The organism is Rahnella ecdela, from assembly GCF_019049625.1.
Lineage (GTDB): Bacteria > Pseudomonadota > Gammaproteobacteria > Enterobacterales > Enterobacteriaceae > Rahnella > Rahnella ecdela.
This window is the reverse complement of the sequence record NZ_JAFMOY010000129.1, coordinates 91218-116091: the sequence shown is the minus strand read 5'-3', so window position 1 is coordinate 116091 and position 24874 is coordinate 91218. Positions and strand designations below refer to the sequence as shown.

The following is a 24874-nucleotide window of genomic DNA, read 5'->3' as shown; positions in this document are numbered from 1 at the left end:
AACAGGCATTGCTCACGGCTCGCGATAAAACTGTGGTAAATATTGACCGTAAGGTAACCACATCATTCTCTGGCGGCGAAATTAAATGAATGGAAAAAATGACGGCTGGCATGTAAAAAACGAAACAACCTACAATATCCCGCTGGTTCTGAGCGAAAATGTGATCTCCAGCGGTATATCGCTTATATCTCTTTGGCACACGCTGGCCGATGAAAGTTATAAGGTAAACTGGCCACAGGACAAAAGGAAACCGCTGATTGAAAATTCCTGGGTTGTCGTCTATACCCTACAGGGATGCGGTAAGATTATTCTTCAGGATAATACCTGCATCACCCTCAACGGCAATTGCGTCATTTTTTTAAAACCGACAGAAATAAAATCCTATCACTGTGCCGGATTGTTGTGGGAACAATACTGGATGGAATTCATTCCTACCGGTGCTATGGATATTCCTTTATCGCAACAGGCTATAATTTATAACGGCGAGTTATTTAATCAGGAGCTGAGTGAAGTGACAGCGTTAATTACCAGTGGCATTGAGTTAAATAAAACCCTCGCCGTGGCCTTTATTACCAAATTAATTTATCAGTGGGTTTGCCGGATTGTGCAGACCGGTGTGAAAGGCACTCAGTTGCGGCAGATGGAAAAACTGCTGTCGCTCATCCATACCGATATCCGCAAGCGCTGGACGGTGGCAGAAATGGCGCAATGGATGCAATGCAGTGAACAATATCTGCGCAGGTTGTTTTTGAAATACACCGGTAAAACACCCAAAGAATATTACCTTGATGCGCGGCTTGAGCTGGCGCTCTCGTTGTTTCGCCAGGGGAATTACAACGTCAGTCAGGTGGCGGATTTACTGAATTTCTTCGACTCTTTCCACTTCAGTAAAGCGTTCAAACAGAAGTTTGGTTATGCACCTTCGGCAGTTAAACAGGCGTGATCTTTACGCAGGCGGGGACTGTGACGGACGGCAATCCCAGATAACTTTCCAGACATTGTGGTGCGCTGTTTACCAGCAACTCTTTCTGCGCTTTACTCAGCTTTTTGACTTTAATTTCCAGCTTTGATGCCAGCGAACGGTCGCCTGCCGGACAGTGAAATGCCAGCGTCAGATCGCCTTTTCCCCGCAACGATTTTGCTCCTTTACCGGTCTGATGCTGACCGAGACGACGCACCACGTCAGTGGTGATGCCGGTATAAAGCATCCCGGTCGGCGTTCTCAGCATGTATAAATACCAGTTTTGTGTGGCAGACATAATTTCAGCGTGTCGGGAAAATGTTGTGTAAGTTTACCCGAAAGACATCACAGAGTGAGGTAAAACATCGGGGCTGGGCGTTAAACTGAGAGGATTGAAAATTGAGGATGCGTGATGAATAACCCTGATGACCTGAAACATATTCTGAAGTTTCTGAATAAACACCATGTGCTGGCGCTGTGTGCCGTTGCGGACGGCGAGATGTGGAGCGCGAACTGCTTTTACGTCACAGATGCCCAAAGCATGACGCTGTACTTCATGACCGAAATGAAAACCCTGCACGGTACGCTGATGGCGAAATCACCGCATATTGTCGGCACGATTGCCCCGCATCCGAAAACCATCGCGCTTATCAAAGGCATTCAGTATCGCGGCGAAGCCACCGTTCTTGGCGGTGAAGAAGAGGCCCATGCGCGGCATTTGTACTGCAAACATTTTCCGGTCGCCATCGCCATGAAAGCCCCGGTCTGGGCGCTGAAACTCAGTCATATCAAAATGACCGATAATGCGCTGGGATTTGGCAAGAAACTGCTGTGGGACAAGCCAGTCTGACAAAACGTGGCCCCCTCCGCAGAAGGGGCACAGGATCTACGCCGCCAGGATCTTCAGGGATTCGCGATTAAAGGCAGGCAAATCATCCGGCGTCCGGCTGGTGACCAGGGTGTTATGGTCAACCACAACCTCTTTGTCGTAAAACTCAGCACCGGCATTTTTAACGTCGACGACGACCGGTTTCACTGTTGTGAGCTTCCGGCCACGAACAACATCGGCATTAATCAGTAGCTGCGGGCCGTGACAGATGGCGAAAATCGGTTTGCCGCTTTTGGCGAAAGCCCGTGTGAACTCGACAAACCGGTCGTCACCGCGCAGCGTATCCGGCGAATGTCCGCCCGGTAAAAGCAGGGCATCAAAGTCGTCCACCTTCACATCATCAATAGACTTATCGATGGTGACCTTCGCCTTACCTTGTTTGCCTTTGATGACGTTACCGGCTTTGTTTTCAATAGTAATAACCTGATGGCCCGCCTTTTTATAGGCCTCTGCAGGTGAGGTGAATTCTGAATCCTCAAATTCATCAGTGATGAGTACCGCTATTTTCTTGCTCATGGTTCCTCCTGCTGAGAATGTGTTGTTCGTCATACATTCTTAAGCCTAGAAGCCACGGGCTGGCGGATCAAACTGGATTCGTCCGAGTCTGCTGAGGTAACAGGAACTGTCTTATAGCGTGATATTTACATTCAGGTAACACTTCAAATATCTGTTCATGCTTTCATGTTTCAGAATCGCTATGCGAAAGCCGTTTTTTAAAAGGAAGTGATATGGCAAAAGTTCTTCTGCTGGGAGGAAGTGGCCTGATCGGGCGCGAGCTCTTACGCCTGCTGCAACTCGATCCGCGTGTCAGCCGCATCGTGGCACCCAGCCGTCGTCCGCTGCTGCCAGGGAATAAGTTGTTTAATCCGCTGGGCGACAATCTCACCTCACTGGTGGTCGCACTCGATGAGCCAATCGATTTACTCTTTTGTTGTCTCGGCACCACGCGAAAACAGGCAGGCAGCGCGCAGGCTTTCCGGGCGGTGGATTACGACCTTGTGGTGGATTGTGCCAAAGCGGCGCGCGAACTCGGCGCACGCCATTGTCTTGCCGTCAGCGCGAACGGAGCCGATGCGCATTCGCGCTTCCTTTATAACCGCACGAAAGGCGAAATGGAGCTGGCGCTGATGCAACAGGGATGGCCGTTGCTGACATTAGTCCGGCCTTCATTATTGGTCGGAAAACGTCATCCGCCACGCCTGCTGGAACAACTCAGTGCGCCGCTGTTTAAAATGCTGCCGGGGAAATGGAAAGCAATTGATTCGGATGTGGTGGCTAAGGCGTTGCAGGAGCAGGCATTTAATGCCGGATTAGGCGGCATCACGGTGCTGGAATCCAATGAGATTGCCGCCAGTATCGAAGATCTATAATTCACGTGATCCGCTGAGCCGGATCCTTGTGATAAGGTATCAGGCAAAAAACGTGAATTTTCTGCCTGGTCATACTTAAGGCTGTTCTTCACCGACGATCACACCTGATCCTTATAAATACTTTTCTGCAAAAACGGTCAGATCCCTGAAGTCCGGCATCCTTTCTTTCAGCGTTTCATGATCCCAGTCCCACCACTGGCTTTTCTCGATCCGTTCGATCATCGTGTCATCAAAGCGCATGCCGATCTTTTTCGCCGCCACGCCTGCGACGATCGAATAAGGCTCAACGTCTTTAGTTACCACGGCAGAAGTGCCGATCACCGCGCCGTTGCCGACTTTCACGCCGGGCATCAGGACCGCGTTATGCCCGATCCACACATCGTTACCGACGGTGACATGATGTTCACGCCGCCAGTCGAAAAATTCCTGATCGTCTTCCCCTAATCCGTAGACCGAACTGCGGTAGGTGAAATGATGCTGGGCAACGCGCTGATAGGTCGGATGATTGCCGGGATTGATCCGTACATATGTCGCGATCGACACAAATTTCCCAATGGTGGCGTAGAAGATCTGATTGTTTCCTGCGGTATACGAATAATCGCCGATCTGCGTTTCTTCGAGGATCGCGTGGTCCGCAATATGCACGTACTGACCCAGTGTGGACCGGTTCAGCTCAACCTGCTGACCGATTTTTGGCCGCGAATAATCCTGCTCGTCAGCCAGCGAAAACGGATGAATGATGTCTGTCATAAAATCGCTCATGATGAAGTGACGGGATAAATAAACGCACTGACCGGCAAGGCAAGAATGGCCAGCAGATGCTGCAAAGTTTCGTGCAACGCGCCGTCGTTGTTCAGCCGGTGGCAGCCGGCGGGCAGGGCGTTTTCGTACTCTCTGGCGCGCTGAAGACGACAGGCAATTTGCGCCGAATCTTCGCGCCCCCGACGGGTCAGTCGCTCCGTCAATACGGCTTCTGAAACCTGTAAACAGACCGGTACCAGCCGCTGGCCATAACGCTGCCGGGCTTTTTCCAGATGCGCGCGCGAACCGTTAACTACCACGTGACAACCGAGCTGCATCCAGGTGTCTATCTCAATGCCCACGGCGTACCGGCACTGATGCGCATGCCAGTCCATGGCGAATAAACTGTGCTGGCGACGCTGAATAAATTCGGCCTCACTCAGCGCGATATGGTTTTCTGAACCGGTATCCGCAGGCCGCGTAATATAACGATGCGCGACGGCGACATCAGCGGGTAAATGCTGACGTAACGCGTCGAGCAGACTGTCCTTTCCCGATCCCGATGCACCCATCAGATAGAGTAAACGGCTCATCCTTTCTCCTCTCAGAACACCTGAATGCCCTGACGCCAGACGTTTTGCACAAAGTAGTGATCGCCATGCGCGCGCGCCAGAACCAGATCCGCGCGTTTGCCTTCGGCGATCTCCCCGCGATCTTTCAGACCCAGCGCGTTAGCCGGATTGCGCGTCACCAGCTTCACCGCCTGTGCCAGGCTGAACGTATTGCCCTGATCATTGGCAATCCGGAATACCGCGTCGAGCAGGCTGGCCGGATAATAGTCGGAGGATAAAATATCCAGCAGACCCAGCGAGGCCAGATGATGCGCCGCCACATTTCCGGAATGCGAACCGCCGCGCACGATATTCGGCGCGCCCATCAGCACCTGCAATCCGCTGTGATGTGAGGCGCGTGCGGCTTCTTCGGTGGTCGGGAATTCGGCGATCACGCTGCCGAGCGCCAGTGATTCTTCGACGTGCGCTGCCGTAGCATCGTCATGGCTGGCCAGAGAAATATTGCGCTCGCGGCAATGGGCGGCAATCGCTTCACGGTTTGGCTGTGCCCAGCGACGGGAGAGGGCGATTTGTTCTTCCTGAAAATCGTCCATCTGCTCATCGTTCATGTGGTATTTGCCCTGATAATACTCACGGTATTTCTGCGGCGTGGCGAACTGGCGCTGACCTGGCGAATGGTCCATCAGCGAAACCAGCGACAGTACTGAGGTGTCCATCAGCTTCTCAAATAGCGGTAAGGTCGTCCCGTGAGGCAGTTCGCAGCGCAGATGCAGACGGTGTTCGGCGCGGTTCAGCCCGGCGTTCTGGCTGTTCACAATCGCGTCGATCATCTTTTGCAGATTATCCAGACGATGGCCGCCGTCGCGCACGTCACCGACCGCGACGGCGTCCAGCACGGTGGTGATCCCGCTGGCGACCATCAGCGCATCGTGGCTGCTCATGGCGGAGTGTGCAGGCCAGTCAACTTTTGGACGTGGTGTGAAAAACTTATCCAGATTATCCGTGTGCAGTTCGATGAATCCCGGCAGCAGCCAGCCGCCCTGAGCATCCAGCGCCTGCGGCAGCTGGCTGCGGCTGTCAGCAAAGGCACTGATCATGCCGTTTTGCATCTCAAGCGACCCTTCAACCACCTGATCGTCGAGCACCAGTTTGACGTCATTTATGATCATGCGGACATCTCCGGAGCCGTTTCCGGGCTCATTTCATACAACCTGTCGGCAACGCGTTCGCGGACATCTTCATCATGGAAAATCCCCACCACCGCCGCACCGCGGGCTTTGGCCTGCTCAATCAGCGTGACGACGGCAGCGCGGTTGGTGGCGTCCAGTGAGGCGGTCGGTTCATCGAGCAACAGCACCGGATAATCGACCACAAAACCACGGGCGATATTTACGCGCTGTTGCTCGCCACCGGAAAACGTCGACGGCGCAAGATGCCACAGACGTTCCGGCACATTCAGATGGCGCAATAAAGCGCTGGCGCGGGCTTCGCTTTGAGTTTTGTCCACCCCCAGTTCCAGCAGCGGCTGCATGACCAGATTGAGCGCACTGATGCGTGGAATGACCCGCAGAAACTGGCTGACCCAGCCGACCGTATGGCGGCGAACGGCCAGAATCTCGCGCGCTTCGGCGCTGACCATATCAATCTGCTGACCCTGATGTTCGACCCAAATTTTGCCGCTGTCCGGCAGATAGTTGCCGTACAACGAGCGCAGAAGGGTGGATTTTCCGCTGCCGGAATGACCGTGCAGCACCACGCATTCCCCGGCATTTATCGTCAGGCTGGCGTTGCTGAAAACCGGCAATCTGGCGCTGTTCTGATTATGCAGAACAAAAGTTTTACTGAGATTTTCGACCCTGAGCTTCGTCGTCATTTTGGTCACTCTTTCTCTGAAATTAGGTTAGGACAGCACGGAAGAAACGAGCAGCTGCGTATACGGATGATGCGGATCGTCGAGCACGCGGTCGGTTAAACCACTTTCCACCACCTGACCCTGTTTCATCACCAGCAGACGGTGCGCAAGCAGGCGGGCGACACCCAAATCATGGGTGACAATCACGACCGCCAGCTGCATTTCCACCACCAGCGTGCGCAGCAAATCCAGCAGACGCGCCTGAACCGAAACGTCGAGTCCGCCGGTCGGCTCATCCATAAACACCAGACGCGGATGTGTCACCAGATTGCGGGCAATTTGCAGACGCTGCTGCATCCCGCCGGAAAACGTGGTCGGCAGGTCATCAATACGCGAAACCGGGATTTCGACATCTTCCAGCCACTGACCGGCTTTCTTGCGGATATCGCCGTAATGACGCTCGCCCACGGCCATCAGGCGTTCACCGATATTTCCACCGGCAGAAACCTGACGGCGCAGACCGTCCATCGGATGCTGATGCACCACGCCCCAGTCGGTGCGCAGCAGGCGACGGCGGTCACTTTCCGCCATGTCATACAGCGACTGCGCGGCGACCTGCCCGTTGTTGTAAATCACCTGCCCTTCCTGTGGCGCGAGGCGGGCGGAAATAGACTGCAACAGCGTGGTTTTACCCGAGCCGGATTCCCCGACAATGCCCAGCACTTCACCCGGATACAGGTTGAACGACACATCGCTAAAGCCTTTGCCCGGCGCATAAAGATGGGTCAGGTTATTTACCGACAGCAGCGGTTTTGCGGCCAGATTTAACGGAGTGTTCATCAGCGGTTACCCTCGTTGGAAGCCTGTTGCTCAAGCTGCTGAGCGCAAAAATCGGTGTCGGAGCACACGAACATGCGGTTGCCCTGATCGTCGAGCACCACTTCGTCGAGATAGCTGTGGTGCGAGCCGCAGATCGCACAGGGCTCATCCCATTGCTGGACGGTGAACGGGTGATCGTCAAAATCCAGACTTTCGACTTTGGTGAACGGCGGCAGAGCGTAAATACGTTTTTCACGTCCGGCACCGAACAGCTGCAATGCGGGCATCATGTTCATTTTCGGGTTATCAAATTTCGGGATCGGCGACGGATCCATCACGTAGCGGTCATTTACTTTCACCGGATATGCATAAGTTGTGGCGATATGTCCGAAGCGCGCGATGTCCTCGTACAACTTCACCTGCATTACGCCGTATTCTTCCAGCGCGTGCATTTTGCGGGTCTCGGTTTCACGCGGTTCGATAAAACGCAGCGGTTCCGGGATCGGCACCTGGAAAATTAGGATCTGATCTTCCTGCAACGGTGTTTCGGGAATGCGGTGACGGGTCTGGATCAGACTGGCTTCCACGGTTTTCTCGGTGGTTTTTACCCCCGCGACGCTCTGGAAGAATTTGCGGATCGACACGGCATTGGTCGTGTCATCTGCGCCCTGATCGATCACTTTCAGCACATCTTTTTCGCCGATCACGCTGGCGGTCAGCTGTATCCCTCCGGTGCCCCAGCCATATGGCATCGGCATTTCACGTCCGGCGAACGGAACCTGATAACCGGGGATCGCCACGGCTTTGAGGATCCCGCGACGGATCATGCGTTTGGTTTGCTCGTCGAGATAACCATGGTTATAACCCTTCAGGGGGTGGGCGGTATTATTGTTCATTGGCGGAGTCCTGTTCTTTCGCGGCACGCAGGCGTTTGAGCAATTCCAGTTCGGCCTGAAAATCGACGTAATGCGGCAGTTTAAGATGCGAGACAAAACCGGCGGCTTCGACGTTATCGGCGTGGGACAAGACGAATTCTTCGTCCTGCGCCGGACTGCTGATCTGCTCGTTGTATTCGCGGGTTTGCAGCGCGCGATCGACCAGTGACATCGACATCGCCTTGCGTTCGGCACGCCCAAACACCAGCCCGTAACCCCGCGTAAAGTGCGGCGGCTTATCTTCCGGGTCGACAAAGCCGTTCACCATTTCGCATTCGGTCAGCAGGATTTCGCCGATATCAATCGCAAAACCCAATTCTTCCGGCACGATTTCAACAGTCAGCCAGCCGGTACGAATTTCACCCGCGAACGGGTGGTTACGCCCGTACCCACGCTGGGTGGAATAACTCAGCGACAGCAGAAAACCTTCGTCACCGCGCACCAGTTGTTGCAGGCGTGCCGCGCGGGAAGCCGGAAACACCGGCGGCGTGCGGGTGATATCTTCCGGTTCGGTTCCGTCATCTTCTTCACGAACTGCCAGCTGCTGATGGGACAGTAAATCAAATACATGACCGCAATTTTCCGGCTGCGGTTCATCGGCAATCGGCGTGAACGGCGCTTCGCCTTCAGCCAGCAGCGCGAAATCCAGCAAACGGTGGGTGTAATCGTAAGTCGGGCCGAGCACTTGTCCGCCCGGCAAGTCTTTGTAAATGGCGGAGATACGGCGTTCGAGGCGCATCGCCTGAGTATTCAGCGGTTCGCTGGTCGCCAGACGCGGTAACGTGGTGCGGTACGCCCGCAGCAGGAAAATCGCTTCCACAAGATCACCACCGGATTGCTTGATTGCCAGCGCGGCCAGCTCGCGGTCGTAAATTCCGCCTTCACTCATCACGCGGTCAACGGCCAGACCCAGCTGTTGTTCAATCTGTTCGCAACCAAGTTCATTCACATCGGTATTGCCGCGGCGTTCATGCGCCAGCAGCTGGTGGGCAGCGGCAATCGCCTTCTCACCCCCTTTAACGGCGACGTACATCAGCACACCTCCACGCGCGTGGTGCGCGGTACGGCAATCAGTTCTTCGCCACAGGTGAACATAAAGTCCAGACCCAGCGGGAAACGGTGAGGGCGGTTGAGCAGATAATCACGAACACAATCCGGCAACTGCGGCGAAATCATGCGGCTGCTCTCAATGCCCGGCCCGCTCAGACGCAGCAGCGTGCCGCCGGTCAGGCTCTCCAGCTGAACTATCACACTGGTGGCCAGCTCCGGCGACATTTCATCACCGCACGGGAAAGCCAGCAGCGTGGCGCTGTCGAGTGCCGTATCGGCCAGCGCAAAACTGACGGCAGAAGGGTCATCGGTCAGCACCGCGCCGGTATGGAAACGCAGGTTTTTACGCAGAATTTCATCGTTGAGCGAGGCGCTCAGCCACAGCGGTGTGTCGCTGTCGATAAGCGTCAGCAGCACGCAGGCACTGGCGGAATCTAAAGCGCCGAAGCCGGGCATGGCAGGCAACTGCACACTGACACCCGGTTCGCTTAACGCTTTGAGAATACGACGGAAACTGAACTGCGCATCCGCAACCGGATTTTGAAAACTGGCAACAAGTGACATGAATTATTCTCCGCGAACCAGGGTAAAGAAATCGACGCGGCTGGAAGCCACTTCACGGGCGCGTTGCTGGCGGCGTTCCTGTTGCAGTGCGGCCAGCGGGGCGATCACGCGTTTATGCAGCAGTTCGTCCATGCCCTGCATTTGCAACAAGGCGTCGATGACTGCGCAGAGTTCGGCGTGAGGCTTATTACGTCCGCTGACGTAGCTGTAGCCGTACACGCCGCCATCTAACTGAATAACCGCGCGGGTGACGGTCATATCGCCCATCACGAAACGCTTTCCGGTACCGCCCATCCGCCCCTGAAGCTGGGTCAGACCGGTTTCCGCAGCGCGGATGCGTTCAAATTGCGGGGACAGATTCAGCGGCTGCCAGTGGGCGATCAGCTCATCGGGACGGCTGTGAGCCAGCACCGACATCCAGCGCTGGCGGGTTTGCAGGTGATCCATTTAGTGCTCCATGGTCAGTTCGATCATGTCGGCGCGAGTCAGGCTGACGGAATACTCCGCCACCGAATCGCTGCCTTCACAAATGTTCAGGGTGCGGACACACAACAGCGGTGCCTGCGGGACGATTTCGAGCAATTTGCTCTCTTTTGCCAGCGCGCGGCGGGCATTGATGCGGGTCGTGCGGCGGCTGAGCTTTTGCTTAATTTCTTCGCGGATAAAATCGTGCAGCGAACCGTTATGGAAGTTTTGCAACGCAGGCCACCAGTCGAGATCGGGCAAATAGTGGTCAATCACACAGACCGGCACGCCGTTGACGCGGCGCAGCGTTCGCAGGTGGATCACCGTGTCGCCTTCCTGACGCGACAGCGCCGCCGCAACGTGATCGGTCGCCGGACGAAGCACCGCCAGCAGACGTTCGCTGGTCGGGTGACTGCCCTGATCCAGCAGGTTCTGGCTGAACCGTGCCTGTGAGTGCAGCGGATAATCGTAAGGGCGCATCAGCACCAGCGTACCAATGCCCTGACGGCGTTGCAGCCAGCCGCGATCTACCAGTTCATCCACCGCACGGCGCAGCGTATGGCGGTTTACCTGAAAACGTTCAGCAAGCTGTTGTTCCGGCGGCAGATAATCGCCGCAGCGGTAACCGCTACGCAGTTCCTGCTCCAGTTCGGCAGCGATTTGCTGATACACCGTGGTGTGACTGGTCGGATGTCTAGATAAGTTCATCACAATGAATACCTCGCACGGGATAAACGGGCAGTGGCAGGAGAAAGTTGAAACGGATCTGAAAGGGTCATGATGCAAACCTCAGTGTGGCGTTGGCATCATTTTGGGCGTGGTAAATGACAATTGGGTGAAGGTCTGGTTGCAGGGAAGTGAAGAGTTGGAAGACAACGCGCAGGGATTAAAGAGGGTGATTTACCCGCTATGAGCGGGGAATTACATTCCCCCAGAGCAGTTGATGCCGGAATTTCACAAGGCGTATTTTTATCCTTTTATATAAAATTTTGTATAATTTATTCGGGGGAGTATGATGAAAAGGATTTTCTTTGTCGACAGCAGTTTGGCGGATTTACAGTGTTTTCCCTTGCAGGCTCGTCGGGAAGCAGGCCATCAGTTGTATCGGGTACAACATGGGGAAATGCCTTTTGACTGGAAGCCCATGCCAGATGTGGGGATGGGAGTCAGGGAAATACGAATTAAAGATACAGAAGGCATCTACCGGATTTTGTATATCGCCAAATTTAAAGAAGCCATTTATGTGCTTCATTGCTTTCAGAAGAAAACCCAGGCCACGAACCATCACGATCTGGAGCTGGCTAAAAGACGCTATAAATCAGAAGTAAGCCGGAGGAAAAATGATTCAGAGTTTTGACAATGTATGGGATGCCATCGAAGAAACGCCGCAGGAAGCTGAGAATATGAAAATACGCTCAAAATTAATGATGGTTCTCACTGCTCATATCGAAAAGAACAAAATGACTCAGGCTCAGGCAGCGAAGTTTTTCGGGGTCACTCAGCCACGGATATCGGATCTGATGCGCGGCAAAATCTCAGTATTCAGTATTGATATGCTGGTAAACATGCTGGCGAGCGCCGAGCTGCATATCACCCATATTGAAATTGGTGGGAAAGTAATGGCGTAAGGGGAAGAGTTGGAAGACGTCTCGCAGGAATTAACCGGGGTGATTTACGCAATCCTGGTGACGATGACGACCTCTCCGCTTAAAAAAAGGTGCCCGTTACTTAAAGTTCAGCACAAACATTATGTGCTGATGACACATATTCCCGCGGGATCCCACCTCAAGAAATTGGCGATCAGGTCAGGCAGCCCGATGGCGAAATCTATGAAGTGAAAATGCGTTTGATTTTTTATTGAATGGAATCTGAGAGAGGTGAGGGGAATGATTTCCCCTCTGAATGGAGTCTATCGCAAATAATGAATCACCTGATTGCCGCTACCGCGCCAGATAAGTGACGGGTCTTTCAGTTCCTGCACGAATTTCCCGTCGACCAGCACGTTGATTAATGCTGTCACTTCCTGCTGTTCAGCGCTCAGTTCATCCAGCGTGTAACCGGTCCACATCCATACATTTTTGCCCGGACATTCCGCCTGTACACGTAACAGCAGCTGGCGCACCGCCGACAGATTTTGCGGATGCAGCGGATCGCCGCCGGACAGCGTCAGACCCTGACGCGGGATCACCGTGTTTTGCAGATCGGCGATGATGCGGTCTTCGTCTTCCTGCGTGAAAGGTTTGCCGGAATCCAGCCGCCAGGTGCTTTTGTTGTAGCACCCGCGGCATTCGTGGACGCAGCCGGACACGAACAGCACGCAGCGTGTTCCCGGCCCGTTGACCACATCTACCGGGTAATACTGATGGAAATTCACAGTATTATCCCAGCTGGCCGTTACCCAGATGTTTAATCCGGCGTTTCACTTCTTCCTGCTTACCGGCGTTGAACGGACGGGCATCCGGGCTGCCGAGATAACCGCATACGCGGCGGGTAACTGACACCCGGGAAGGCTCGTGATTGCCGCATTTCGGGCAGGTGAAACCTTTGCTGGTACACTCGAATTCGCCGGTATAGCCGCAGTCGTAGCACTCGTCGATTGGCGTATTGGTGCCGTAATACGGCACGCGGGTGTAACTGTAATCCCACACATCTTCCAGCGCTTTCAGATTGTGCTGGAGGTTCGGGTATTCACCGTAACAGATGAAACCGCCATTGCTCAGCGGCGGATATGGCGCTTCAAAATCGAGTTTTTCATAAGGATTAACCTTCTTCTCGACGTCCAGATGGAAGCTGTTGGTGTAATACCCTTTGTCGGTGACACCGGCCACCAGGCCGAATTCGGCTTTATCCAGACGACAGAACCGGTCGCACAGGTTTTCGCTCGGTGTGCTGTACAGGCTGAATCCGTAACCCGTTTCGTCTTTCCAGCTCTCTGTTGCGGCTTTCAGACGGGCAACAATCGCCTCGGCTTTTTCGCGTAACTGGCTGGCGTCGAACACGTGAGTCTGGTCGCCGAACAACGCGTTAATGGTTTCGTGCACGCCGATGTAACCGAGTGAAATCGAGGCGCGGCCGTTCTTGAAGATGCCGGAAATATCGTCGTCAGCTTTCAGACGCACGCCGCACGCCCCTTCCATATACAAGATGGGGGCCACGCGGGCTTTGATGCCTTCAAGACGCGCGATGCGGGTCATCAGCGCTTTTTTCGCCAGCAGCAGACGCTCGTCGAGCAGTGCCCAGAATGCCGCTTCGTCGCGGTTCGCTTCCAGCGCAATACGCGGCAGGTTCAGGCTGATTACGCCAATATTATTGCGGCCTTCGTGGATCATCTCGCCGTTTTCTTCGTACACGCCCAGGAAGCTGCGGCAACCCATCGGCGTTTTGAAGGATCCGGTGACTTTCACCACCTGATCGTAATTGAGAATATCCGGGTACATGCGTTTGCTGGCGCATTCCAGAGCCAGTTGCTTGATGTCGTAGTTGGCGTCGCCGGCTTTATGATTCAGGCCATCGCGGATCGCAAACACCAGTTTCGGGAACACGGCAGTTTTACGGTTTTTACCCAAACCGGCAATGCGGTTACGCAGAATTGATTGCTGGATCAGGCGCGATTCCCACGACGTGCCGAGACCGAAACCAAAGGTGACGAACGGCGTCTGGCCGTTGGCGGTATGCAGTGTGTTGACTTCATATTCCAGCGACTGGAAGGCGTCATAACACTCTTTCTCGGTGCGGTTATGGGCGAACGCTTCTGCATCGGCAATCTGCCACTCTTCGGCAGTCTGACGATGTTTATTGAAACTGGCGGTGACGAACGGTGCCAGCACTTCATCAATACGGTTAATAGTGGTGCCGCCGTAAATATGGCTGGCGACCTGCGCGATAATTTGCGCGGTAACGGCCGTAGCGGTGGAAATAGACTTGGGTGTGTCGATTTCCGCATTGCCCATTTTAAAACCGTGATTGAGCATGCCTTTGAGGTCGATAAGCATACAATTAAACATCGGGAAAAACGGAGAGTAATCGAGATCGTGGTAGTGGATTTCGCCACGCTCATGAGCCAGCACCACGTCACGCGGTAAAATATGCTGTTTGGCGTAATGCTTGGCGACAATCCCTGCCAGTAAATCACGCTGCGTCGGGATCACTTTGCTGTCTTTATTGGCATTCTCGTTGAGCAGCGCCATATTGCTTTGTTCAACAAGGCCGCGGATTTCCTGATTCAGGCGACCACGCATTTCGCGTTTCACGTCGCGGTCATGGCGGTATTCAATATAAGCGCGTGCCAGCTTTTTATGCGGCCCTGCCATCAGCTGATTTTCTACCGCATCCTGGATATCATGGATATCCACACGAGCCTGATCTTGCAGGCTTTCAGCCACCACACGGGCAACCTGCGCGCAATAATCCACGCTGTCGATACCTGCAGCAGCGGCAGCACGTTGCACGGCTTGTTTAATCAGAACTTCATCGAAAGGGACCTGACAACCATCCCGCTTGATCACGACGGGCTGCATTTTGCTAGATTTTGCGGGAACGGTTTCCAGTCTGTCTGCCTTCACAATGACACTCCTTTTGGGCGGATCCCGCACTCCACAAGGCTTGCAGGCCGGTTGTGTGGGTTTTGCGTTAAACCGCTATATGTTGGGTTGGGTGTGTACTATACACACTAGATGTAGGATCTACGCGAGGGTTAATTCTCACTTTATTGACCTGAAACAAAGATTTTTTTCAGCGGAAGAATAGATGACCAAATGTAAATTCTGGCCTGAATTTTGTGTGTTGTTTTATAAGGAGATGCATAAAAAATAAACGAGCCAGACACGAGTGTGACCGACCCGACATAACAGAAATTTCAGATTATCAGGTGAGTTTCCAGAGGCACTCATACGGTCGAAGGATGCCGGAAGTGGCGGGTGTGTCGTAATTGCTCAGCAGCGGTTTGCCGGAGAATTCCGTTAGCGAGAAAGCCTGATCCTGCGCGCTCAGATTTGCCACCACGCACAGGGTTTTGCCTGTCGCCGTTCGCGTATAGCTCCAGAGGTGCGGATGTTCCGGCAGCAAATCCTGATAATCACCGTCAGTCAGCACCGGCAGCGTTTTGCGCAGCGCGATCAGTTGCTGATAGAGATAAAACACCGAGTTTTTATCCGCCAGCGCCTGTTCAGTATTAATTTCCTGCGCGTTGTGGCTGACAGAAATCCACGGCGTGCCGGTGGTAAATCCGGCCTGTTCCCCGGCGTTCCACTGCATCGGCGTGCGGCTGTTATCGCGAGATTTCTTCGCCAGAATACGCAGCAACTCTTCGTTGCTGCGCCCGTCAGATTTCAGTTCAGCGAACATATTCAGGCTTTCCACATCGCGGTATTGCTCGAGATGTTTAAAGCCCGGATTGGTCATGCCGATTTCCTCGCCCTGATAGATATACGGCGTGCCCTGTAAACCGTGCAGCACCATTGCCAGCATTTTAGCTGACGTCGTGCGCAGTTCGCCTTCATCGCCAAAGCGCGACACAACGCGCGGCTGATCGTGATTACACCAGAACAGGGCGTTCCAGGCGTGACCGTGCATTCCCTGCTGCCAGTCGCGGAAAATCTGTTTGAGCTGCACGAAATCCGGTGGCGCATCGGTCCATTTTTGTCCGTCAGGGTAATCGACTTTCAGATGATGAAAGTTAAACGTCATCGACAGTTCGCTGCCGTCATTGGCGGCGTAACGGCGGCAATGTTCCAGTTTAGTGGAGGACATTTCGCCGACCGTCATCAGCCCGAGCGGTTTAAACACATCGCGACTGAATTCCTGCAAAAACTCGTGAATGCGCGGGCCGTCGGTATAAAAACGCCGGCCATCACCGGTATGGTCGGCCGGGAAATCCTGCTGTTTCGACACCAGATTAATCACGTCCAGCCGCAGCCCGTCGACACCTTTATCCGCCCAGAACTGGCAAACTTTTTTCAGTGCCTCACGTACCGGCGGGTATTCCCAGTTGAGATCCGCCTGTTCGGTTGCGAACAGATGCAGATAATACTGGCCGCTGGTTTCGTGCCATTGCCAGGCGCCGCCACCGAATTTTGAACGCCAGTTATTCGGCGGGCCGCCTTCGGTTGCGCTGTCGCGCCAGATATAAAACGGGCGGAACGGACTGCCCGGGTCCTGTGACTGGCGGAACCATTCATGGTGCGTCGAAGTGTGGTTAAACACCATATCCATCACGATGCGGATCCCGCGCTGATGCGCCTCTGCGGTCAGCCGCTCGAAGTCTTCCAGCGTGCCGTAAGCCGGGTCAATCGCGCAGTAATCCGCCACGTCGTAGCCGTTATCAATCTGCGGTGAAAGGTACACCGGCGTCAGCCACAGGGCATTGACGCCCAGCGTTTTCAGATAATCCAGACGCTGCGTGATACCGTTGATATCACCGGTGCCGCTGCCTGTGGTGTCCTGAAAACTCTTTGGATAAATCTGGTAAATCACGCCGTTTTTCCACCACGGCAATTCGCTGTTCATTCCATTTTCCTTCTTAAATGTCTTACACCACTGCCAGTTCACCACGGCGGGCTTTGCGCTGATAAACCAGCACGGTCAGGATAATCGGCACCACAATTGCCACCAGCATAGCCAGCGCGTAGATACTCCAGAACTGCGGTTTGATGGATAAAATACCCGGTAATCCGCCGACGCCGATGCCGTTAGCCGTGACATGGAACAGGCCGCAAATCAGACCGGCAAACGCGGAGCCTGTCATCGCGCAAAGCATCGGGAAGCGGTATTTCAGGTTGATCCCGTACATCGCCGGTTCGGTGACGCCGAGGAAGGCGGAAATTGCCGCAGGCACGGAAATCTCACGCTCGTTATGTTTACGGCTGACGATAATCACGCCGACGACCGCAGCGGCCTGAGCAATGTTAGACAGCGCAATCAGCGGCCAGACCGGGGTGCCGCCGGTGCTTTGTACCATCTGCATATCGATGGCGAGCGTTGTCTGATGCACACCGGTGATGACCAGCGGTGCGTAGAGGAAACCAAACAGCGCGGCCCCGATCGGCGCGAGGTTGCCGGTCATGACGAATTTCACCGCGAAGGCCACGCCGTCACCAATCATGCGGCCAAACGGCCCGATCAGCGTGTGCGCCAGGAACACGGCAATAATCAATGAAGTAACAGGAACAATGACCAGATACAGGTAATTCGGGATGATGCGTTTCAGGCCATTTTCGATCATCGCCAGCGCCATTCCGGCGAGCACGGAAGGAATAACCTGTGCCTGATAACCGACCTTTTCGATGGTGAACCAGCCAAAATTCCACACCTCTGGAATTTGCTGCCCGAGATTGTAGGAGTTCATCAGCTGCGGCGACACCAGCGTGATACCGAGCACGATGCCGAGGATTTCGGTGCCGCCCATTTTTTTAACTGTCGACCAGCACACCGCCACCGGCAGGAACATAAATACCGCTTCGCCGAGCAGCCACAGGAAGTCGTAAATTGACTGCCACAGCGGATGCATCTGCGCCAGCGTCTGGCCGCCGCTCATCGGGATTTCGCCGATAACGTTACGGAAACCGAGGATCAAACCGCCGCTGATAAGCGCCGGTAACAGCGGGAAGAAGATTTCTGCGAAGTGAGAAATGCTGCGCTCGAACCAGCTCATATTCTGGCGGGCGGCGACTTTGGCCTGTTCTTTACCGGCGGTGCTTTTGCCGGTACTGGCGATCAATACTTTGTAGTAATCGTCCACTTCCGGCCCGATAACCACCTGGAACTGACCGGCGTTGGTAAAACAGCCTTTGACCATCGGCAGGGCTTCGAGGCCTTTCGGGTCGGCTTTGGACGGGTCATTGAGGACAAAACGAAGACGCGTAATGCAGTGAGTCACCATCGCGATATTGTCGCTGCCGCCAACGAGGGCGATCAGCTGATCAACATCCTGTTGCTTAACTTTGCTCATAGGGAATGGCCTGTGATTTTGCGTAAGTGTGTAGGGTACGGTTCAAGCATAGCGAAGGCGGTGGGAAGTTGTCCGGGAACGTTCCCGGTTTTGCCGGGACGATCACAAAGTTTCTGCTTTTTAGAAAAGAAGAGGGCAGAAAGCAGGGTCAGTCAGACGGAGAGTTTCCCCGGAATAATGCGCTGTTGCAGGGGCGCAGAATCATTGAGCTGCGCCAGTAACTGTTTAGCCGCGGCTTCACCGCCTTCGCCGTAACCGAGTTCAACCGAAAGAGATTCAGGGAAAAGGAACCGTAACAGCGGGTTGTTGCCGATACCGCACACCTGTACGCCGGTAATTTGCTGTTGTTGCAGGTATTTTTGTGCGCCAATGGCGATGGTATCGGAGGCGCAAATCACCGCCTGAACGTCGCTTTTCAGCAATTGCGGGATCAGCTCGAAACCGCTCTGATAGGTAAGTTCGCCCAGCGCAATGTGCGGCGTCAGCCCCTGTTCCTGACAGAATGCCTGATAGGCCTCGCTGCGGCGCTGTCCGGTGGTGGTGTCCTGCGGGGAGACGCCGATAAAGCCGATTTCGCGCAGGTTCTGTGCCATCAGTTTTTGCATCAGCAAATGCACCGCACCTGCGTCGTCGTAACATACAGAAGACAGCCCCGGAATGTCACGCGCCAGCATTACCAGTTTGTCCTGCCACGGGGTCAGCATCTGCGCCGATAAACCGGTAAAACCAAACAACACCACGCCGTCGATATTACGCTGTTTCAGCACCTGCAAATGCTCTTTAACCCGCTCGGCGCTGAACTGGCTTTCCAGCACAATCGGGTCGTAACCCTGCTGATAAAACAGCGGCAGCATGGCGCGCACTGCCTGATTCTCTGACGGAGAATCGAGACGGGAAACAATGATCGCCACAATTTTATCGCTGAATCCGCGCATTGCCCGCGCCGATTTCGACGGGCTGAAATGTTGCTGCTCAATCACCTGCAATACGCGTTCGCGGGTTTGCGGACTGACATTACCTTCATTATTCAAAACGCGGGAAACCGTGGATTTTCCGACGCCACTCAGGCGCGCAATGTCATTTATGGTCAGGCGATTTTGCATAGTTATTTTGTATGATTAAGTTTGATCAGGTTTAAGTTCGGTTGCAGTAAACAGGTCTATAATTCGCGAAAAATACGCCTGAGGCGTAGTTTACAGCTTTACCCTAACGGATTTTTATACCCGATGCGTATGAATTTCCAGACCGTTCCTTACCGGAGGTGAAAACCCATGGAACCCGACCCCAACTCTGTAGGTCCGTTGTGATCCGGTAAGCACCCGCTTTTTGCTGCTGCTTACCGTGACGTTAAAAGTTATCAGGTAAGCGGTGGTGCGCGTCTCTTCGTTCGCCCCTGTTTTGTTACAACCCTTTTGCCATGTCTGCGGCCGTTTTGCCGTGGGCGCAATAAGGTGCGAATGATGTTCAAAAATTTCACTTCCCGGCTGCTCATTGCGCTCAGCCGTAACTTACCGCGCCGTTTAGTTCGTCGCGATCCGATGCTCGAAAATGTGCCAGGCCGCGCTGCTCAGGCGATTCCTGCGGCGATGGCTGCGCATTGTCAGGCGTGTGCCCGTGCGACAGAAGATCAGCTTTACCTGCAATTTGCCAGCCATCCTGAAGGGTTGACGACGCAGGAAGCCGACGTTATTCGCGAGGTTTCCGGCCTCAATCAGACCGGCGACCAGCAGCCTGCGCCGTGGTGGCTGCACCTGTGGCACTGCTACCGTAATCCGTTCAATCTGCTGCTGACCGTTTTGGGTCTGGTGTCTTACGCGACCGACGATCTCACGGCGGCGCTGGTGATTGGCGCGATGGTGTTTATTTCCACCTTCATGCATTTCATTCAGGAAGCCCGCTCCAACAAAGCCGCCGATGCGCTGAAAGCAATGGTCAGCAACACCGCGACGGTGCTGCGCAGTGAAGCGCAAAGCGGGCGCAGCGAAACGGTGGAGATCGCGATCAGCCAGCTGGTGCCGGGTGACCTGATTAAGCTTTCTGCGGGGGATATGATCCCGGCGGATTTGCGCATTCTCTCCGCCAAGGATCTGTTTATCAGCCAGGCAGCGCTGACCGGCGAATCCCTGCCGGTAGAAAAACATGCCTGCGAGAAAAAACCGGTTGCGGCGGATCCGCTCGAACTGAACACCCTGTGCTTTATGGGCACCAATGTCGTCAGCGGCACCGCGATTGCGATGGTGATCGCCACCGGCAGCAAAACCTGGTTCGGTCAGCTGGCTGAACGTGTGGTGCAGGAAGATACTCAACCGAATGCGTTCCAGGCCGGGATCAGCAAAGTCAGCTGGCTGCTGATCCGCTTTATGATGGTGATGACGCCGGTAGTACTGGTAATCAACGGCTACACCAAAGGCGACTGGTGGGAAGCGGCGCTGTTTGCGCTCTCCGTGGCGGTGGGGCTGACGCCTGAAATGCTGCCGATGATTGTGACATCCACGCTGGCGAAAGGTGCGGTGAAACTCTCCCGCCAGAAAGTGATCGTCAAACGTCTGGACGCTATTCAAAACTTCGGCGCGATGGATATTCTCTGCACCGATAAAACCGGTACGCTGACGCAGGATAAAATCGTGCTTGAGCGCCACACCGATGTGCTCGGCGTGACCAGCGACGATGTCCTGCATCTGGCGTGGCTGAACAGCCATTATCAGACCGGCCTGAAAAACCTGCTGGATGTGGCCGTGCTGGAAGCCGGTGATGCCGGTCCTGCACATAACTCGCTGAAAGTGGATGAAATTCCGTTTGATTTCGACCGCCGCCGCATGTCCGTGGTCGTGGCAGAAAATGACCAGAATCACCGCCTGATTTGCAAAGGCGCGCTGGAAGAAATGCTGTCGATTTGTACGCTGGTGCAGCTCAACGGTGAGATTATGCCGCTGACCGATGTGCTGCTCGGGCGCATCCGCCGTATCACTGATGACCTGAATCAGCAGGGGCTGCGTGTGGTGGCTGTGGCCCATAAAGTGATGCCATCCCGCACGCAGGGTTATGGCGTGACCGATGAATCCAGCCTGATCCTTGCCGGATATATCGCGTTCCTCGATCCGCCAAAAGAGAGCACCGCACCGGCGCTGGAAGCGTTGCAGCGCAAAGGCGTGACCGTGAAAATCCTCACCGGCGACAATCCGCTGGTTGCGCGTAAAGTCTGCAAAGATGTCGGATTACGTGCAGAAACGGTGCTGATCGGCAGCGATATCGACATTCTGAACGATATACAGCTGCTGCACGTCGCCAGGGAAACCACGGTATTTGCCAAACTGACGCCGATGCACAAAGAACGCATCGTACGTGTGCTGCGCGGCGAAGGGCATGTGGTCGGCTTTATGGGCGACGGCATTAATGATGCACCGGCGCTGCGTGCGGCGGATATCGGCATTTCTGTGGATTCTGCGGTGGATATCGCCAAGGAAGCGGCCGACATTATTCTGCTGGAAAAAAGCCTGATGGTGCTGGAGCAGGGCGTGACAGAAGGGCGCAGAACCTTCGCCAACATGCTGAAATACATCAAAATGACCGCCAGCTCTAACTTCGGGAACGTGTTCAGCGTGCTGGTCGCCAGCGCCTTCCTGCCGTTCCTGCCGATGTTGCCACTGCATCTGCTGATCCAGAACCTGATTTACGATGTGTCTCAGGTGGCGATCCCGTTTGATAACGTCGATGAAGAACAGCTGGCAAAACCACAGCGCTGGAACGCCGGGGATATAGGCCGCTTTATGGTGTTCTTCGGGCCGATCAGCTCCGTATTCGACATTCTGACTTTCAGCCTGATGTGGTGGGTGTTTAAAGCCAATACTGTTGAAGCGCAGACGTTGTTCCAGTCCGGCTGGTTCATTGAAGGGCTGCTGTCGCAGACGCTGATTGTGCATATGATCCGCACTCGCAAAGTGCCGTTCATTCAGAGCCGTGCGTCCTGGCCGCTGTGCATCATGACGCTGATGGTGGTGGTCACCGGTATCGCCCTGATTTACTCGCCGGTTGCCGGATTCCTGCAATTGCAGCCGCTGCCGCTGAGCTATTTCCCGTGGCTGATTGCGATTCTGGCGGGCTATATGGTGCTGACTCAGTGTGTGAAAGGCTGGTTCGTGCGTCGTTACGGCTGGCAGTAATCGGGGCGTATTCATCATAAAGGCGGTGATTGTTAAGTCAGTCACCGCCTTTTTATTATCCAGCAGCTATAGTTATTCCTTTAGATTCAGCGGGCTAAGATGGCGCGCTTTTTTACTCTGAGGAATTTCACCGATGTCATTACCTTTGTGCCGTACCCTTCTGGCTTCATCCCTGCTGCTTTGTGTTTCCGCTTATGCTGCTCCGGCCGCTAATTTACCGCTCATGCCGTGGCCGCAACAGGTGGATGTGACGTCGCCTGCCGGTAAATTAGTTCTCAATGATGCGTTGCAGATTCAGGTTAAAGGTGATGCGCTGATACCTGAAGTTAACCACTGGCGCGAACGTCTGGCGCAGCAAACCGGCTGGTATTTGCTGCCGCAAAACACCGAAACAGTCAGCGGACAGGCGACCATTACCCTCAATATTCAGAAGAAAGTCGATGCGCAGCCGATGCCGGACAGCGACGAAAGTTATCAGCTGGAGGTCACGGCGAACAGCGTAACACTGACCGCTAATACCCGTTTCGGCGCAATGCGTGGCATGGAAACGCTGTTGCAGTTGGTGCAAAACGATGGTGAAAATACCTTTATTCCACTGGTCAGTATTCATGACCAGCCGCGTTTTGCCTGGCGCGGCGTGCTGCTCGATTCCGCCCGTCATTTCCTGCCGGTGAGTGATATCAAACGCCAGCTCGACGGTATGGCGGCGGCAAAACTCAACGTGCTTCACTGGCATCTCAGCGACGATCAGGGCTGGCGATTCGAATCGCACAAGTATCCAAAATTGCAGGAACTGGCCAGCGACGGGCAGTTTTATACCGTCGCGCAGATGAAAGACGTGGTGGCTTATGCCACGGAACGCGGGATCCGCGTGGTGCCGGAAATTGATATGCCGGGCCATGCGTCGGCAATAGCGGTCGCATATCCCGAACTGCTCAGCGCGCCGGGGCCGTACAAAATGGAACGATCCTGGGGCGTACACGAGCCGACGCTCGATCCGACCAATGAAAAAGTGTATGCCTTTGCCGATGCCATCGTCGGCGAGCTGACGCAGATTTTCCACGATCCGTATCTTCATATCGGCGGTGATGAAGTCGATGCGACACAGTGGAAAACCTCGAAGCCGATCCGGGCGTTTATGAAAGAGAAGGGCGTCGCCGATACTCACGCGTTGCAGGCTTATTTCAACACCCGTTTGCAAACCATCCTTCATCAGCACCAGCGCAAAATGGTCGGCTGGGACGAAATCTTCCATCCGGATCTGCCGCATGACATTGTGATCCAGTCGTGGCAAGGGCCGGATTCTCTGGGCGCCAGCGCGCAGAAGGGCTATCAGGGCATTCTTTCTACCGGTTTTTATCTCGATCAGCCGCACAGCGCGGCCTATCACTACCGCAACGAAGTTCTGCCGCAGCCTCTGGGCGTGGATCAGAATGTGGGCGAAGGGGAGAAAGCACAGAGCTGGTCATTCAACATGCCGCGCCTGAAAGGCAAACCGGTGGACGGCAGCTTTACGTTGATTGAGGGCAAAGACGGCTGGCGCGGATTTATTGATTTCACCGGCAAAACGCGCCGGGCGGTGCGCGACATTGTCTGGCACAACGACGGGCGCGTGAGTTTTGCCGTCGATACCTGGATGGGTGATACACGCCCGGTGCTGAGCCTGAAAGACGGTAAAACTGACGGCTATTTCATTATCGGCAATGCGCGCTATCCGGTCACCGGCAGCAAGCTGAGTGCGGTGCCGGACGGTCAGCCACCGGTGGTGCCGGATGCAGAAGGCATGAAAAATATTCTCGGTGGCGAAGCGGCGCTGTGGCAGGAAAATATTACGTCGCAGATTCTGGATCTGAAACTGTGGCCACGCGGCTTCGTGGTCGCCGAACGTCTGTGGTCGGCGCAGGACGTCAAAGATTCCGGCAATATGTATCAGCGGCTGGCGAAAGTCGATGCCTGGTCGGTGGTATCGGTCGGGCTGCAACAGCATGTGGAAACGGTGCGGCTGATGACGCGACTGGCCAACAGCACCGATATTACGTCGTTGCTCAACTTCTCGACGACACTCGAACCGGCGCAGTATTACACCCGCCAGCACATCAAATTCCAGGCCGGACATTACACGCAGTCCGAGCCGTTGAACCGTCTGGCAGATGCGCTACCGGCAGAAAGCAACGCGGTGCGTGAGTTTGCTGCGCAGATGAACACGCTGGTGCAGGATCCGAAAAATGCGCAGGCGGCGAAAGCAGTACGCGAGCAGCTCGAAAGCTGGCAGCGCAGTGCAGATTTGGTGAAACCACTTCTGGCGCAAAATTACGTGCTGAAACCGTTGCAGCCGGTGGCGGAGCAGGTAGGTGATTTGTCTTCACAAGGGCTGGCATGGCTGGAGAAACTGCAAAAAGGCGAAACCCTGACAGCGCAGGAACGCCAGCAGGCGCAGGCTAAACTGGACGACGCGGCGAAGGTGCAGGATGAACTGGTGATCGCGGTGGTGTATCCGCTGGAACAATTGCTGGCCGGTCTTAAAGCCACGCAGTAACGGAGAGGGTAAACA

The 24874-nt window shown here is 54.6% G+C and carries 24 protein-coding genes; 7 read left to right on the top strand and 17 right to left on the bottom strand.

What is annotated here, in order from left to right:
• The first annotated feature begins 85 nt into the window (after positions 1-85).
• Positions 86-943, top strand: coding sequence for a helix-turn-helix transcriptional regulator (locus tag J1784_RS16350; RefSeq protein ID WP_217150121.1), 858 nt, complete (start codon positions 86-88; stop codon positions 941-943).
• Here the strand turns inward: J1784_RS16350 and J1784_RS16345 are convergent.
• Entirely contained in the window at positions 930-1259 is a 330-nt protein-coding gene (locus J1784_RS16345) for a GIY-YIG nuclease family protein (protein ID WP_217150120.1), read from the bottom strand. The genes J1784_RS16350 and J1784_RS16345 overlap by 14 nt on opposite strands.
• 114 nt (positions 1260-1373) lie before the next feature.
• On the opposite strand from J1784_RS16345, the gene J1784_RS16340 reads away from it, so the two are divergent.
• Positions 1374-1811, top strand: a complete 438-nt coding sequence (locus J1784_RS16340; protein ID WP_217150119.1) for a YhbP family protein — start codon at positions 1374-1376, stop codon at positions 1809-1811.
• Positions 1812-1847: 36 nt separating this feature from the next.
• On the opposite strand, the gene J1784_RS16335 is transcribed toward J1784_RS16340, so the two are convergent.
• Entirely contained in the window at positions 1848-2366 is a 519-nt protein-coding gene (locus tag J1784_RS16335) for a type 1 glutamine amidotransferase domain-containing protein (protein ID WP_217150118.1), read from the bottom strand.
• Positions 2367-2578: 212 nt separating this feature from the next.
• Between J1784_RS16335 and J1784_RS16330 the strand changes: the two genes are divergently transcribed.
• Positions 2579-3220, top strand: coding sequence for a Rossmann-fold NAD(P)-binding domain-containing protein (locus tag J1784_RS16330; RefSeq protein WP_217150117.1), 642 nt, complete (start codon positions 2579-2581; stop codon positions 3218-3220).
• A gap of 111 nt (positions 3221-3331) precedes the next feature.
• On the opposite strand, the gene J1784_RS16325 is transcribed toward J1784_RS16330, so the two are convergent.
• From J1784_RS16325 to phnF, 10 genes are read right to left on the bottom strand one after another with little or no spacing between them, the layout of a single operon-like run.
• Entirely contained in the window at positions 3332-3970 is a 639-nt protein-coding gene (locus J1784_RS16325) for an LbetaH domain-containing protein (protein WP_217150116.1), read from the bottom strand.
• Positions 3971-3978: 8 nt separating this feature from the next.
• Positions 3979-4554, bottom strand: a complete 576-nt coding sequence (gene phnN, locus J1784_RS16320; RefSeq protein WP_217150115.1) for a ribose 1,5-bisphosphokinase — start codon at positions 4552-4554, stop codon at positions 3979-3981.
• An 11-nt stretch (positions 4555-4565) separates the two neighbouring features.
• Positions 4566-5702 (bottom strand): alpha-D-ribose 1-methylphosphonate 5-triphosphate diphosphatase, encoded by a 1137-nt coding sequence (gene phnM, locus J1784_RS16315; protein ID WP_217150114.1) that lies wholly within the window; start codon positions 5700-5702, stop codon positions 4566-4568.
• Positions 5699-6406 carry a phosphonate C-P lyase system protein PhnL gene (phnL, locus tag J1784_RS16310; protein WP_217150113.1) on the bottom strand — a complete coding sequence of 236 codons (708 nt, stop codon included), beginning with the start codon at positions 6404-6406 and terminating at the stop codon, positions 5699-5701. Before phnL ends, phnM begins: the two co-directional genes overlap by 4 nt.
• Positions 6407-6433: 27 nt before the next feature.
• A complete protein-coding gene (gene phnK / locus J1784_RS16305; RefSeq protein ID WP_217150112.1) occupies positions 6434-7225 on the bottom strand; it encodes a phosphonate C-P lyase system protein PhnK in 792 nt (263 codons plus the stop codon).
• Positions 7225-8100, bottom strand: coding sequence for an alpha-D-ribose 1-methylphosphonate 5-phosphate C-P-lyase PhnJ (locus J1784_RS16300; RefSeq protein ID WP_217150111.1), 876 nt, complete (start codon positions 8098-8100; stop codon positions 7225-7227). The genes phnK and J1784_RS16300 overlap by 1 nt, the downstream gene beginning before the upstream one ends.
• Positions 8090-9172, bottom strand: coding sequence for a carbon-phosphorus lyase complex subunit (locus J1784_RS16295; RefSeq protein ID WP_217150110.1), 1083 nt, complete (start codon positions 9170-9172; stop codon positions 8090-8092). The genes J1784_RS16300 and J1784_RS16295 overlap by 11 nt, the downstream gene beginning before the upstream one ends.
• The gene (gene phnH, locus J1784_RS16290; RefSeq protein WP_217150109.1) at positions 9172-9753 is read right to left on the bottom strand and encodes a phosphonate C-P lyase system protein PhnH; all 582 of its coding nucleotides are present in this window, start codon (positions 9751-9753) and stop codon (positions 9172-9174) included. The genes J1784_RS16295 and phnH overlap by 1 nt, the downstream gene beginning before the upstream one ends.
• 3 nt (positions 9754-9756) lie before the next feature.
• Positions 9757-10200: a phosphonate C-P lyase system protein PhnG gene (phnG, locus tag J1784_RS16285; protein ID WP_217150108.1), complete on the bottom strand. Its 444-nt coding sequence runs from the start codon at positions 10198-10200 to the stop codon at positions 9757-9759.
• On the bottom strand, positions 10201-10926 hold the full coding sequence (phnF, locus tag J1784_RS16280) for a phosphonate metabolism transcriptional regulator PhnF (protein WP_217150107.1): 726 nt from the start codon (positions 10924-10926) through the stop codon (positions 10201-10203).
• A 304-nt stretch (positions 10927-11230) separates the two neighbouring features.
• Here phnF and J1784_RS16275 point away from each other — a divergent pair, with 304 nt between their 5' ends.
• Positions 11231-11575, top strand: coding sequence for a type II toxin-antitoxin system RelE/ParE family toxin (locus J1784_RS16275; RefSeq protein WP_238485556.1), 345 nt, complete (start codon positions 11231-11233; stop codon positions 11573-11575).
• Positions 11559-11846 (top strand): helix-turn-helix domain-containing protein, encoded by a 288-nt coding sequence (locus J1784_RS16270; protein ID WP_217150106.1) that lies wholly within the window; start codon positions 11559-11561, stop codon positions 11844-11846. The genes J1784_RS16275 and J1784_RS16270 overlap by 17 nt, the downstream gene beginning before the upstream one ends.
• A gap of 281 nt (positions 11847-12127) precedes the next feature.
• On the opposite strand, the gene nrdG is transcribed toward J1784_RS16270, so the two are convergent.
• The 5 genes from nrdG to treR form a co-directional block, all read right to left on the bottom strand.
• On the bottom strand, positions 12128-12592 hold the full coding sequence (gene nrdG, locus J1784_RS16265) for an anaerobic ribonucleoside-triphosphate reductase-activating protein (protein ID WP_217150105.1): 465 nt from the start codon (positions 12590-12592) through the stop codon (positions 12128-12130).
• 4 nt (positions 12593-12596) lie between these two features.
• Positions 12597-14735: an anaerobic ribonucleoside-triphosphate reductase gene (gene nrdD, locus J1784_RS16260; protein ID WP_217150205.1), complete on the bottom strand. Its 2139-nt coding sequence runs from the start codon at positions 14733-14735 to the stop codon at positions 12597-12599.
• A 346-nt stretch (positions 14736-15081) separates the two neighbouring features.
• Positions 15082-16722, bottom strand: coding sequence for an alpha,alpha-phosphotrehalase (gene treC, locus J1784_RS16255; protein ID WP_217150104.1), 1641 nt, complete (start codon positions 16720-16722; stop codon positions 15082-15084).
• A 22-nt stretch (positions 16723-16744) separates the two neighbouring features.
• Entirely contained in the window at positions 16745-18163 is a 1419-nt protein-coding gene (gene treB, locus J1784_RS16250) for a PTS trehalose transporter subunit IIBC (RefSeq protein ID WP_217150103.1), read from the bottom strand.
• A gap of 152 nt (positions 18164-18315) precedes the next feature.
• Positions 18316-19266, bottom strand: a complete 951-nt coding sequence (treR, locus tag J1784_RS16245; protein WP_217150102.1) for a trehalose operon repressor TreR — start codon at positions 19264-19266, stop codon at positions 18316-18318.
• 354 nt (positions 19267-19620) lie between these two features.
• Between treR and mgtA the strand changes: the two genes are divergently transcribed.
• Both mgtA and J1784_RS16235 read left to right on the top strand, forming a co-directional pair.
• The gene (gene mgtA, locus J1784_RS16240) at positions 19621-22323 is read left to right on the top strand and encodes a magnesium-translocating P-type ATPase (RefSeq protein WP_217150101.1); all 2703 of its coding nucleotides are present in this window, start codon (positions 19621-19623) and stop codon (positions 22321-22323) included.
• A 133-nt stretch (positions 22324-22456) separates the two neighbouring features.
• Entirely contained in the window at positions 22457-24859 is a 2403-nt protein-coding gene (locus J1784_RS16235; RefSeq protein ID WP_217150100.1) for a beta-N-acetylhexosaminidase, read from the top strand.
• Positions 24860-24874 lie beyond the last annotated feature (15 nt).